The following is a 12,665-nucleotide window of genomic DNA, read 5'->3' on the forward strand; positions in this document are numbered from 1 at the left end:
TTTATTAGTGTTATAATATCCCATGTATCTAAAAATAGAAATATGGTGATCAACTTATGGAACGCTTAACTAACACGAACGTCTTATCTCCACGTAAGCAACTCTTCTTAATTACGTGGCCAATTTTCATTGAGTCTTTTCTACATACTTTTATGCGTTTTTCGGACACATTTATGCTTAGCTTTATCTCAGATGGAGCAGTTGCAGCAATAGGTGTTGTCAATCAAATCATGATGTTTACCTTTGTCTTATTTAATTTTACAGCGATGGGATCTGCAGTTGTTGTTAGCCAATATGTAGGCGCTAACAATCCTAAGGGCGTGCAAAAAACAATTGCACACGCCTTAGTGACAAACTTAATCTTTGGAATGTTGATTACGGCTATTGTCCTTAGCTATAAGACGAAATTTATTAATCTATTTGATTTAGAACCTGAGCTTTTTGGATATGCCAATACGTATTTAATTTACGTCGGTAGTGCCTTGGTTGCACAAGCGATGGTGTTAACGATCTCTGCTATCCTCCAAGCAATGGGCTACACAAAAGACGTCATGAAAATCGTTATCGTTATGAATATTTCAAATGTATTCTTTAACTATGTCTTCATCTTTGGTTCACTAGGATTTCCAAAACTGGGTGTAGCGGGAGTTGCTATGTCAACAGCAGGGATCCGTTTTGCTGGAATGTTTATCTTGTTCTTTATTTTAATGAAAAGATTACCGATTAAACTATCAATTAAAACATTCTTTACATTTGATAAAACGTATTTGTATAAGATTCTTGGAATCGGTGTACCTGCAGCTGGTGAACAGCTATCGTATAATATTAGTCAAATCGTCATTACAATCTTTATTACTAGCTTAGGTGCAACTGCACTCGCAACTAGAGTATACGCTCAAAACCTGATGTCATTAATGACTGTATTCTCAATGTCAATTTCCAAAGGGATGCAAATCTATATTGGTCAGCTTGTTGGTGCAGGTAAAGAGAAGGAAGCTTATCGTAATATGTATATCGGCGTTCGAATCGCCTTAACTGTTGCTTTAACAATTGGATCAATTCTCGCAATCTCTGGTAATCAAGTATTTAAGATTTTCACACAAGATCCAGATATTATCTCACTCGGTGTGATTATTTTAATTATCGGATTAGTCTTAGAACCTGGTCGAACATCGAATTTAGTCATTATTAGTGCCTTAAGAGCAGCTGGAGACGCACGCTTCCCTGTTATCATTGGCATCATTGTTATGTGGGGCGTCTGTGTACCACTCGCATACTTCCTCGGTATAACAATGAACCTAGGCCTACCAGGAATCTGGCTTGCAATGCTAACAGACGAATGGATTAGAGCGATAATTATGTGGACACGTTGGCGCAGTAAACGCTGGATGGGTAAAGCCGTCGTCGAACGAGCAAGCTAACAATAAGAAAACGATTAACCTCTTAAATAAAGAAGCCGTTGGATTTTTACTCAATGTAAAATCTCAACGGCTTTTAATTTTTTTAATCTAAATAACGATCACTACGTTAGTCTGTTTTAATAGATAGAGTTGAGTGTATTTTGCGGAACTTGTGTGTATTTTAGAAAACTTGTGTGCATTTCACAGAACTTGTGTGCATTTCGCGGAACTTGTGTGCATTTCGCAGAACTTGTGTGTATTTTCGAAAACTTGTGTGCATTTCGCAGAACTTGTGTGTATTCTCGAAAACTTGTGTGCATTTCGCGGAACTTGTGTATATTCTCGAAAACTTGTGTGCATTTCGCAGAACTTGTGTGTATTCTCGAAAACTTGTGTGCATTTCGCGGAACTTGTGTGTATTTTCGAAAACTTGTGTGCATTTCGCGGAACTTGTGTGTATTTTCGAAAACTTGTGTGCATTTCGCGGAACTTGTGTGTATTCTCGAAAACTTGTGTGTATTCTCGAAAACTTGTGTGCATTTCACAGAACTTGTGTGTATTTTCGAAAACTTGTGTGTATTTCGCAGAACTTGTGTGTATTCTCGAAAACTTGTGTGCATTTCGCGGAACTTGTGTGTATTTTCGAAAACTTGTGTGCATTTCACAGAACTTGTGTGTATTCTCGAAAACTTGTGTGCATTTCGCAGAACTTGTGTGTATTTTCGAAAACTTGTGTGCATTTCGCGGAACTTGTGTGTATTTTCGAAAACTTGTGTGCATTTCGCGGAACTTGTGTGTATTCTCGAAAACTTGTGTGCATTTCGCGGAACTTGTGTGTATTTTCGAAAACTTGTGTGCATTTCGCGGAACTTGTGTGTATTTTCGAAAACTTGTGTGCATTTCGCGGAACTTGTGTGTATTTTCGAAAACTTGTGTGCATTCCGCGGAACTTGTGTGTATTTTCGAAAACTTGTGTGTATTCCGCAAAACTTGAGTGTATTTCCACGCTAGGTTGTCCTTCAAATATTTTAAGAAAAAACAAAAACAGCTGTATTTACGAGATAACGCAAATACAGCTGTGTTATGAATGATTGATACTAGTTTTGTCTTAACTACGGCTATTAATCTTAAGCAATTAGAGCTTAAATTGGCCTAGTAAATTATTTAACTCGTTAGCTAAGTTTCTTAAATCAACTGAATTTGTTGAAATTTCCTCCATAGAACTAGAAACCTCTTCTGCTGAAGCGGATGTTTCCTCAACTCCTGCAGCTGACTCCTCTGAGATTGAAGCAATCTCTTCAACTGATGCTGATAGATTCTGACTTGTAGATAAAATAGTCGTTAACTCACCAGTTATACCTCTAATGTCAGTAACCATCTGTGCAATCGACTCATCAATTTTACGGAATGTCTCACTGGTATGTTCAATGTTACCCATTCCCTCTTGAACTTGCTCATAACTATTTTCTAATGAATCTTTAACACTTTCAGAATCTGATTGAATGCCAGATACAATCTCTGTAATGCTTTGAATTGAATCGCCAACTTGCTCTGCTAGCTTTCTAACTTCCTCAGCAACAACCGCAAAGCCTCGACCATGTTCACCAGCACGTGCCGCTTCAATCGAAGCATTCAATGCAAGTAAGTTCGTTTGTTCAGAAATATCTCTAATCACGGATACAATATTAGAAATTTCTTTCGATTGATTATTTAAGTGAATAATCTTCTCTACTGACTCAGTAACGATTGAATCAATTGTTCTCATCTGATCAACTGATTTTTCCATTAAGCTAGAGCCGCTTACTGTTAACTTCTGTGTTGTCTCAGATTCTTTCGCAACTGTTTCGCCTTTTTGCTGTGCAGATGAAACTGTTGCAACAAAATCACTCATACCTGATGATAAACTTGATGCATGAGATGCTTGTGTCTCTGATCCAGAAGCTAACTCCTGCATTGTGCTAGAGATCTGCTCTGCACCTTCTGATACATCATTTGTTGTTTCCATTAATGAATCACTATATTCTGTTACCGTATTTGATACATTTTGAATCTCTAATAATAAGTTTTGCATATTATTAGACATTTGACGTGTCGCTTCTGTTAACTGACCAATCTCATCACGACGTACAGTTTCATCAATTTCCGTAGTCAAGTCACCTGAAGCAATTGAAAGCATTTGATTTGTTAATCTTTTAATTGGTACAGAAACTAAGCGAGTTGTCACAACTGCTGTTGCAATTCCGATAACAATCGCAAAAATAGATACAAAGAAGCTTGTCGCTAACGTTGATGTTCCTGCACTAATGACTTCATCAGATAATGCAACGATCGATCTTTCTTGTTGTTCCGCAATATCATCGAATTGATTTATAACCGACATACCAACTGGCATCATTTGCGTCTCTAATAATGTTAACGCTTCTTCTTTCTGACCATTGTCAAACAATTGGAAAAAATCATCCGCTAGATCTTCCCAATCCTGCTTACGTTCAATCGCTGCTACCCACTCTTCAGCGTCAGTACTATCAAGTGCATCTTGTTCAGCTACTTGAATTGAAATTCTTTTTTCAATGAACAGATCCTGATAATCTGTATTTCCTGAAGCTGCATAAGCACGAATATAGTTTGTTCGCTCATGCATATCAGTTGTTAATTCATTACTGATCATTAATAAATTTAGTTCAGTTTCGACCATTTCTTCGGTACTTTTGTTAATTTGATTCATCCAAAGCATATTGGATAAACCCAATCCAATCACGAGTACAATCACGATGCCAAATCCGAGTAGCATTCGAGTACCTAATCGCTTAAAATTACCCATTTTCAATCTGCCAAACTTAAATCTAAGTTTCTTCATTGCTGCACCCCATCTATCTATATTAATTCCATATATCACAATAGGTATTATCGGCTATTTTTTTGTTATCTTTAGCTAAAGTACTGGATACCAACTATTTTATGACTTTACTCCTAATAGACACCACGAATATATTCGTGAACCTCTTCTTGATAAAATTTAGCAATTCGCTCCATTTCCTCATCTGTAAATGGAAGTACATCAACTGCACCAAGGTTTTCTTCAACTTGATGAGTATTCTTAAAGCCAGGAATAACAGTTGAAACGCCAGCTTGCTGTAACAACCATTTGAGTGCTGCTTTAGCCATTGTTTCACGACCTTCAGCAATCCACTTTAATTCATTACTTAATTGAACACCTTTAGTGAACTCAATTCCACCAAATGTTTCACCAACGTTAAATGCATCGCCATCTTTATTGAAATTACGATGATCATTTGATTCAAATTGATGATCAACCGTAAATTTACCCGTTAACAATCCACTTGCTAGTGGAACACGTGCAATTATACCGACATTTTTCTCAAGTGCTTTTGGAATTAGCGTTTCAAGTGGTTTTTGGCGCATCATATTTAAGATGACTTGTAATGCGCTTACGTTTTCATTTTCTAAACAGAACAATCCTTCTTCAACAGTTTCAACACTCACACCATAATGACGAATCTTACCTTGTTCTTTTAATTTATCTAAAACTTCAAATACACTACCATCTTTTAAAATTTCAAATGGTGGACAGTGAATTTGATAAAGATCAAGTGTATCGCGTTCAATTCGTCTTAATGTATTTTCTAGATAATTTGTTACTGACTTTTCAGAATAGTTTTCCGGATCGTGAATGTCACCCATTCGACAGAATTTAGATGCAATATAGATCTTGTCTTCTTTTCCTTTAGTTGCTTTAGCCAATAGCTCTTCACTATGACCCCCACCATAAACATCAGCAGTATCAAAGAAATTAACACCACGATCAATGGCAACTTCTAGAGCTCGTAATGATTCTTGATCATCCGTTTTCCCCCAGTCTCCTCCGATTCCCCATGTACCAAAGCTCAATTCACTTACTTTAAAACCTGTCTTACCTAAAAGATTGTACTTCATCGCATAACTCCCTCTTTTCTATAATTAATTAAATTAATTTTACTACATATCATCTATTTTAACATGAGAAAAAGCAACAGCTAAACCTTAAAAACTATTGTTTAGCTGTTGCTTATTTTAAAATAACGAACCCCTAACCCCAAACTCACCTTCACTTAGCAGTTGACCATCGCGATAGACCCGTACAATATATTTACCCGGCTCTAAATAATCATAGTATGGATCATATAAATAGTTATAAAATCCAGTCCAATCTGGTGAAATAGTTTCTTGGAATTCGGCATAGATTAACTCTCTCGAACCATCAACATAAAATACGATTACATCAACGTATGTCGTATTAGCTTTCTCGCCAAAATCAACTTCATAATAAATCTCTTCTGTCACATCAAAATTACTTTTAATATTTCCTACTCCGTTACTTGTTTCAGTTGTACCAAATATAATCGTTCCGCTATAAGCATTTAATAATAAAAAGAAAATAATCAGACCATAAACGGCTAGAAGCCCAGTTGCAGCGAAGACCCCTTTACCTGATGTGCCGCCTTTACGACTAAGTAATTGATGATCAGGATCATAAGGCAATATTTTATTGATTTGTTTTCGTGCATGTCGATAATATAATGCATTTCCATACATACCAAGCAAAGCAAACGCAGCATATGGTACGACTTTTACCAACATTGACGCAGCTGGATGATAATTAGTAACGATTTCTAGAAAATCAAATGCAAGATAGATGCCAAGGATAATTATTATTGGTTGATACATTTTCCGATAACCAAGCCAAAAGATTCCTAAGAAAAAAGCAGCCCAGTTCCAGCTAATCGCTTTTTCAGGTTGTTCATGCATCTGCCACTTATCTTTATAATAATGATAATGATAACCAACAAAATCAGCTAACGCCTGATCTTCAGCAGATTTTTCAGTCTCGACCCACTCATTTGCTTGGTAATTTTCATCAATCGGCTGACTGATGTCTTCTCTCCTCACTGAGTGATTAACATGAGTTGTCTGAAGGTTTTCTCCACATGATGGACAGAATCTTGCCTGAGGATCAGTTTCTTTTCCACAATTATGACAATACATTTACGTTCCTCCCCGTCTTTTTACATGTGATTTGACTATAGCATATTTCACATCAGAATGACCATCGAATTAGATTTTTCACTGCAAGAATAGCATAGAGTTTAATTTTGTAAAATAGTTAGAAAATACTAGATATTTTATAAAAATATGCTATAATATCTAATGAATAAGTAGTTTTTGACAGAAATGGAGGGGATATGGACTATTTGCTTCTAGTCTTTGATGAAGGGAGGTGAACAAATTCGATTTTAGGTCATCAACTTATCAAATTACTGAAGATACTCTGTATATTCGAGCAGCAAGAAAATATAATGCGGTTACTGAAATTGAGGAGATTTACCAAACTCGATATACGATGCAACGTAGTTTGAAAATTATTGATCAAGCTTGTATTCAGAATGGTTCAACCTATACCGGCCGTGTAAATGCAGCGAAACAACTTTTAGGAATTCACTATAATCCACCAATTGCAATTGATCCTTATCGAGGCATATATGCCTTCGCTACACTCTCACCGCTAGATGAAAACTGCATTTGGGTCATAACTAAAAACATCATTGACATCAAGCACAATAACAAAGGCTCGACAATCTATTACAAAAATAATAAAAGCTTACATATTTTAATGTCGAAGCACCAAGTTGATCGCCTATGTGCGCATTTATATAAGTACCTACTCATTTTTAGACGAGACTAAATCATTACATTTAATTGAAACCCCAATCACTTCATTTAAGCTTTGACTTGAATTCAAGTATAATAATGAAATGAAAGGGGTTTCTTTATGATGAAAAAAGCATTTTCTTTTCTTTCTCCATATCTTTTACCAATTATTATTGCTTTCACACTGATGCTCGTTGAGTTAAGTGTTGAACTTGCTTCACCCTTAATTATTGCTAGAATTATAGATGAAGGGATTAGGAGGAATAATTTAGGACTCATCTCATATTGGGGTGTGATTTTAATTGCACTTGCTGGCGTTAGTTTTGCTGCTGGAATTATTAATTCCTACTACAGCGCCCGAGTTAGCCAAGGCTTTGGCTATGATTTAAGACAGGCTACTTTTACTAAGGTTCAAGCTTTTTCCTTTAAAAATTTTAATCAGTTCCCAACTTCTTCATTAATCACACGTCTGACCAACGATGTCAGTCAGCTTCAAAATATCGTTCACCGTCTGCTACGTGTTGGCAGTCGAGCACCACTAAGAATTGTTGGTAGTATTATTTTAGCTGTGACAGTCAATTGGAAACTGTCAGTTATTTTACTACTTACAATGCCGATACTTGTTCTTTTTGTCGTTTGGATGTCTCACAAGGGAATCGTTCTATTTCGTCGTGTTCAAAGGAGACTTGATCGCGTCAACAATGTTATGCGTGAAAATTTAACTGCGATCAGACTAATCAAAGCTTTTCTCCGTAGCGATCACGAGGAAGAAAACTTCAAACAAGCAAGCATGTCGTTTCGTGATTTAACGATGCACACGATGCGCTTTATGCAAATAAGTGGTCCAATGATTACTGTCATTATGAATCTAAGTATTTTATTTATTCTATGGTTCGGACAAATTCAAATTATAAATCAAGCAGTTAGTGTTGGTGAGGTTGTTGCCATCATTAATTATGCGACACACACGATGCATTCAATCTCGATGTTAACCTTTATTCTTCTTAGTTTTTCAAGAGCTTTTGCATCTAAAGATCGGATCAATGATATTTTAACTGCGGAAATTGATCTAGTTGATGGTGACGAGCAATTGTTTACTCCATCGAACGAGCCACAAATTGAGTTTAAAAACGTTTCATTTGCTTATCCAAATACATCGACTAATGTGTTAAACGATATTAACTTGCAGGTAAATAAAGGTGACACGATTGCAGTGATTGGTGCAACAGGATCAGGGAAATCGAGTTTATTTCAATTAATCCCGCGCCTCTATGATCCTAGTGATGGTGAAATTTTGATCCATGGCCAACCGCTTCATTTACTTAAGCTTAAAGAGCTACGCAGTAAAATTGGCTATGTGCCGCAAGAATCACGCTTATTTTCAGGAACCGTCATCGAAAATATTCGCTGGGGTAAGCCTGATGCAACTTCAGAAGAGATTATTGAAGCGGCAAAAGCAGCCCAAATTCATGACACAATTATGCGCCAACCAGACCAGTATCAGTCTGTGATCGGTCAACGGGGTGTGAATTTTTCTGGTGGTCAAAAGCAACGGATCTCCATCGCTCGAGCACTTGTGAGAAAACCAGAAATTTTACTATTAGATGATAGTACGAGTGCACTAGATTTACAGACAGAAAGTAAGCTCCTACAAGCCATTAAAGAATTATCTTGTACTACATTTATTATTACGCAAAAAATTACGACATTACTTGGTGCCGATCAAATCATACTTTTAGAAGATGGCGAAATTGTTGCATCTGGTGATCATGATACATTACTAAAAACAAGCCCGCTTTATCAGCAAATCTATCAATCACAGTATATCGAGGAGGTGAAGATAAATGGCTAAACATAGACGCTTTGATCAGACTGAAAAAGTATCCGTCGAGAGTACCTGGATGACGATGAAGCGAATTTGGAGCTATTTGTCTTCAGCTAAATGGTTGATTGGATTTGTATTATTACTCGTTTTAACAAGTACAATATTAAGTTTAGTTGCACCATATTTACTCGGGTATGCAATTGATCACTATCTGCTTCAAATCGATCCACCTGGATTAATTCGCTTGATCATTTTACTAGCAGTTGTCTATTTAACGACGGCATTTGCCAATTGGTTTCAGCACTTTCTCATGGTAGGTGTCGCACAAAAGGCGATTTACAGAATTCGAGAACAGTTGTTTAATAAGCTCCACAAACTGCCGATTCAATTCTTTGATAATAGTCAACAAGGCGATATTATGAGTCGGATCACAAACGATCTCGAAACAGTTAGTGAGATGCTTAATAACTCAGTCATCCAGTTATTCGCTAGTGTACTATCACTAATTGGTACGTTAGTTTTTATGCTTTACTTAAGCCCGCTATTAACGTTAGTCACATTAACGATCGTACCGATGCTCTATTTTGGGATGAAGTGGATCACCAACAGAACGAGACAATTTTTTAAACAACAGCAAGAAGATCTAGGTGAAATTAATGGGTACATTGAAGAGATTATATCTGGGCAAAGTGTTGTAAAGATTTTTTCTCAAGAGGAAAAAGCAATTGCAGACTTTGAAGTGAAAAATCGTCAATTAAGAGATTCCGGTTATTACGCTCAAGCGTATTCTGGCTTTATTCCAAAGCTGATGAACGGTTTGAACAATATTAGCTTTGCGCTTATTGCCTTTATTGGTGGGGTCTTGGCCATTAATCAAATTGTATCAATTGGTGTTATTGTAACCTTTACTCAATATTCACGTCAGTTTACTAGACCGCTTCGTAATTTAGCAAACCAATTTAATAGCTTACTTTCGGCTATTGCTGGTGCAGTACGTGTTTTTGAAATTTTAGACCTTCCGAATGAAGAAGAAACTGAAGATGGTGAAGTGTGGTCAGAAATTAAAGGAGCCATTCGTTTTGATCGCGTGACTTTTTCTTACGACAATGATGAGACGCTAAACGATGTCTCATTAAGCGCTAATCCTGGTGAGACGATCGCATTAGTCGGGCCAACAGGTGCAGGGAAAACGACGATTATTAATTTACTTAGTCGATTTTATGATCCCGACGCTGGCACGATCACAATCGATGGCTATGATATTACCAAAACAACACGACAAACATTAAGAGAAAATATTGGTTTTGTTTTACAGGATCCATATTTATTTAATGGAACGATCAAGGACAATATTCGATATGGTAGACTCGATGCAACTGATGAGGAAATTATTGAAGCAGCTAAATTAGCAAATGCAGATAGCTTTATTATTAAGTTACCTAATGGTTACGACACAAAGCTAAGCCAAGAAGGTGGCGGCATTAGCCAAGGACAAAAACAATTAATCTCAATCGCTCGAGCACTCCTTGCAGATCCAAAGATTTTAATACTAGATGAAGCAACAAGTAGTATTGATACAGTAACGGAAATAAAAATTCAAGATGCTCTCAACACATTAATGAAAGGCCGAACAAGCATCGTCATTGCCCACAGACTAAATACGATTCAAAATGCTGATCGGATTTTTGTAATGAAGGATGGCAAAATTATTGAAGACGGCACACACAATTCACTACTTAAACTAAAAGGATTTTATCACGAGCTTTATAATGGATATTTTCAAGAAAACGCAAGCTAATTTAAAAAGGTCCTCTCTCTAGTCGTTCCTTTTTATTAGGTTTAATACCTAACTTTTAAGGGAAAAGACTAGATTATGAGGACCTTCTTAATTTTTTTTACTAATTAAATTAGCTTAGTAGCCATAGCCACCGAATGAAGCACCAATAATGATTAACAAAATAAATAAAACAATCAGTAGAGCAAAACCTGCACCAAAACCTCCTGTAGAAGGGCCTGGAGCTGGAGTTCCACATCCTGATGGTACGCCTTGATTACCCAAGATAAAAACCTCCTTTTCATCATTTCAAAATTAGTATATGTAACAGACACACAGATGGAAGGGACAATATCCTATATTTGCAGTGACTTTTTTTAAAAAAAATTTTACTGTATATAAAAAAAAGAGAATAATTGATTAATATATTCAGGTACTTAAAGGGTATTTTCGTGTTATGATAAGTAAAAGGTACTAGGAGGAATCGACCAATGTTAGCAAATTTTAATTTAAGTGACTTATATATTTTTAGTCCTGCCGGATTAGTCACGATTTTCATCATTGCGATACTCAGCACAACGCTGATTAATTATAGAAAGAATCAAAAAGGTGCAGAATTAATTGAAAGACTTAAACAATTAGATAATGATACATACCGACTTATTTCTAATGTGAATTTTAAAAGCTCGGATCTGAAAATTGATCACATTGTGCTATCAACATACGGAGTATTTATCATTCAAAGGTATCATTTTACAGGTGTATTAAGTGGAACAAGAAGTGACCAAACTTGGACATTAAATCATAAGAATAAACAAAGAAATATCAATAATCCTCTGAAATTACTAGAGACTAAAATACCAGAATTCTCAAAAGAGTTAAACATTAAACCAAAGTATATAATTCCCATTATTGCTTACTCAAACTCTACAAAACTAGAGGTAGAACCTAAGCTACTCAATGATTTCACTTTGGTAAATGACAATCAAGTTATCGAATCCATTCATTTTCATAAAACACCGAAAATCGCGAAAACAATCATTGCTGAAATGGTTGAAAAGCTTCATGCATTACAATAGGAAATAAGTTATACTACTGTTAATAAAATACAATTAATATTAATGTAAGGTACAGTCCGGATGAGTTTATTATTATTCCCTTTTCTAATTTTTCATTCTTATCAGTCATAAACCAATAGGGGGTTTGAACATTTGATCACACAAGATTGCAACCTAATTGAACTAGCCAGATATCATGATGATCAATTTAAAGAAGAAGTCGCGCTACTTTATAGCCCATTAAGCCACTATTACTTAGTCATGCCTACAAAACACTTTCATAAAACAGAAAGAATCAACGGCACACTCTTTATTACACAAATGATAAACGCATATTTCATCCCGACCCACGAAGTCGAAAGAAAACTTCGCGAAAGAAGAAACAAAGAATAACACTTGCTACTATTTAGAGAGTAGAGGTGTTTTTTATTTGATCGTGCGAATTATTTGGATTGGGTGCGAATTTCCTAATTTGGGTGCGTTCGCACTACTAAGGTGTGCGAATTTTTCAGATTGAGTGCGAATTTCCTAATTTGGGTGCGTTCGCACTACTAAGGTGTGCGAAATTTCCAGATTGAGTGCGAATTCCCTAATTTGGGTGCGTTCGCACTACTAAGGTGTGCGAATTTTTCCGATTGAGTGCGAAATTCCTAAATTGAGTGCGTTCGCACTACTAAGGTGTGCGAAATTTTTCGATTGAGTGCGAATTTTCTAGTTTGAGTGCGAATTATTTGAATTGGGTGCGAAATTCCTAAATTGAGTGCGTTCGCACTACTAAAGTGTGCGAAATTTTTCGATTGAGTGCGAATTTTCTAGTTTGGGTGCGAATTATTTGGATTGGGTGCGAATTTCCTAATTTGGGTGCGTTCGCACTACTAAGGTGTGCGAAATGTTTTGATTGA

At 36.2% G+C, this 12,665-nt stretch carries 10 protein-coding genes; 6 read left to right on the forward strand and 4 right to left on the reverse strand.

Annotated features, from left to right (window positions below):
• The first annotated feature begins 56 nt into the window (after positions 1-56).
• Positions 57-1,421, forward strand: coding sequence for an MATE family efflux transporter (locus tag AXY_RS09940; RefSeq protein ID WP_015010682.1), 1,365 nt, complete (start codon positions 57-59; stop codon positions 1,419-1,421).
• 1,114 nt (positions 1,422-2,535) lie between these two features.
• On the opposite strand, the gene AXY_RS09945 is transcribed toward AXY_RS09940, so the two are convergent.
• The 3 genes from AXY_RS09945 to AXY_RS09955 form a co-directional block, all read right to left on the reverse strand.
• Positions 2,536-4,257, reverse strand: a complete 1,722-nt coding sequence (locus AXY_RS09945) for a methyl-accepting chemotaxis protein (RefSeq protein ID WP_051007536.1) — start codon at positions 4,255-4,257, stop codon at positions 2,536-2,538.
• A 113-nt stretch (positions 4,258-4,370) separates the two neighbouring features.
• Positions 4,371-5,354, reverse strand: a complete 984-nt coding sequence (locus tag AXY_RS09950; protein WP_015010684.1) for an aldo/keto reductase — start codon at positions 5,352-5,354, stop codon at positions 4,371-4,373.
• 117 nt (positions 5,355-5,471) lie between these two features.
• Positions 5,472-6,443, reverse strand: coding sequence for a DUF2628 domain-containing protein (locus AXY_RS09955; RefSeq protein ID WP_015010685.1), 972 nt, complete (start codon positions 6,441-6,443; stop codon positions 5,472-5,474).
• A gap of 232 nt (positions 6,444-6,675) precedes the next feature.
• Here AXY_RS09955 and AXY_RS09960 point away from each other — a divergent pair, with 232 nt between their 5' ends.
• The 3 genes from AXY_RS09960 (at position 6,676) to AXY_RS09970 (ending at position 10,729) form a co-directional block, all read left to right on the forward strand.
• A complete protein-coding gene (locus tag AXY_RS09960) occupies positions 6,676-7,140 on the forward strand; it encodes a competence protein ComK (RefSeq protein WP_015010686.1) in 465 nt (154 codons plus the stop codon).
• A gap of 90 nt (positions 7,141-7,230) precedes the next feature.
• The gene (locus AXY_RS09965; protein ID WP_041450356.1) at positions 7,231-8,958 is read left to right on the forward strand and encodes an ABC transporter ATP-binding protein; all 1,728 of its coding nucleotides are present in this window, start codon (positions 7,231-7,233) and stop codon (positions 8,956-8,958) included.
• On the forward strand, positions 8,951-10,729 hold the full coding sequence (locus AXY_RS09970; RefSeq protein ID WP_015010688.1) for an ABC transporter ATP-binding protein: 1,779 nt from the start codon (positions 8,951-8,953) through the stop codon (positions 10,727-10,729). The genes AXY_RS09965 and AXY_RS09970 overlap by 8 nt, the downstream gene beginning before the upstream one ends.
• Before the next feature lie 114 nt (positions 10,730-10,843).
• Here the strand turns inward: AXY_RS09970 and AXY_RS12640 are convergent, their stop codons facing one another.
• On the reverse strand, positions 10,844-10,990 hold the full coding sequence (locus tag AXY_RS12640; RefSeq protein WP_015010689.1) for a YjcZ family sporulation protein: 147 nt from the start codon (positions 10,988-10,990) through the stop codon (positions 10,844-10,846).
• Between the two features lie 206 nt (positions 10,991-11,196).
• Between AXY_RS12640 and AXY_RS09975 the strand changes: the two genes are divergently transcribed.
• Together AXY_RS09975 and AXY_RS09980 are read left to right on the forward strand one after the other, a co-directional pair.
• Positions 11,197-11,784 (forward strand): nuclease-related domain-containing protein, encoded by a 588-nt coding sequence (locus AXY_RS09975; RefSeq protein ID WP_015010690.1) that lies wholly within the window; start codon positions 11,197-11,199, stop codon positions 11,782-11,784.
• Between the two features lie 132 nt (positions 11,785-11,916).
• Positions 11,917-12,156 (forward strand): hypothetical protein, encoded by a 240-nt coding sequence (locus tag AXY_RS09980; RefSeq protein ID WP_015010691.1) that lies wholly within the window; start codon positions 11,917-11,919, stop codon positions 12,154-12,156.
• Positions 12,157-12,665 lie beyond the last annotated feature (509 nt).

The sequence above is a fragment of the Amphibacillus xylanus NBRC 15112 genome (assembly GCF_000307165.1).
Lineage (GTDB): Bacteria > Bacillota > Bacilli > Bacillales > Amphibacillaceae > Amphibacillus > Amphibacillus xylanus.

Coding starts and splice junctions, on each gene's coding strand:
- AXY_RS09945 (WP_051007536.1), bottom strand. CDS start 4,257: ATGAAGAAACTTAGATTTAAGTTTGGCAGATTGAAAATGGGTAATTTT.
- AXY_RS09965 (WP_041450356.1), top strand. CDS start 7,231: ATGAAAAAAGCATTTTCTTTTCTTTCTCCATATCTTTTACCAATTATT.
- AXY_RS09940 (WP_015010682.1), top strand. CDS start 57: ATGGAACGCTTAACTAACACGAACGTCTTATCTCCACGTAAGCAACTC.
- AXY_RS09950 (WP_015010684.1), bottom strand. CDS start 5,354: ATGAAGTACAATCTTTTAGGTAAGACAGGTTTTAAAGTAAGTGAATTG.
- AXY_RS09955 (WP_015010685.1), bottom strand. CDS start 6,443: ATGTATTGTCATAATTGTGGAAAAGAAACTGATCCTCAGGCAAGATTC.
- AXY_RS09975 (WP_015010690.1), top strand. CDS start 11,197: ATGTTAGCAAATTTTAATTTAAGTGACTTATATATTTTTAGTCCTGCC.
- AXY_RS09970 (WP_015010688.1), top strand. CDS start 8,951: ATGGCTAAACATAGACGCTTTGATCAGACTGAAAAAGTATCCGTCGAG.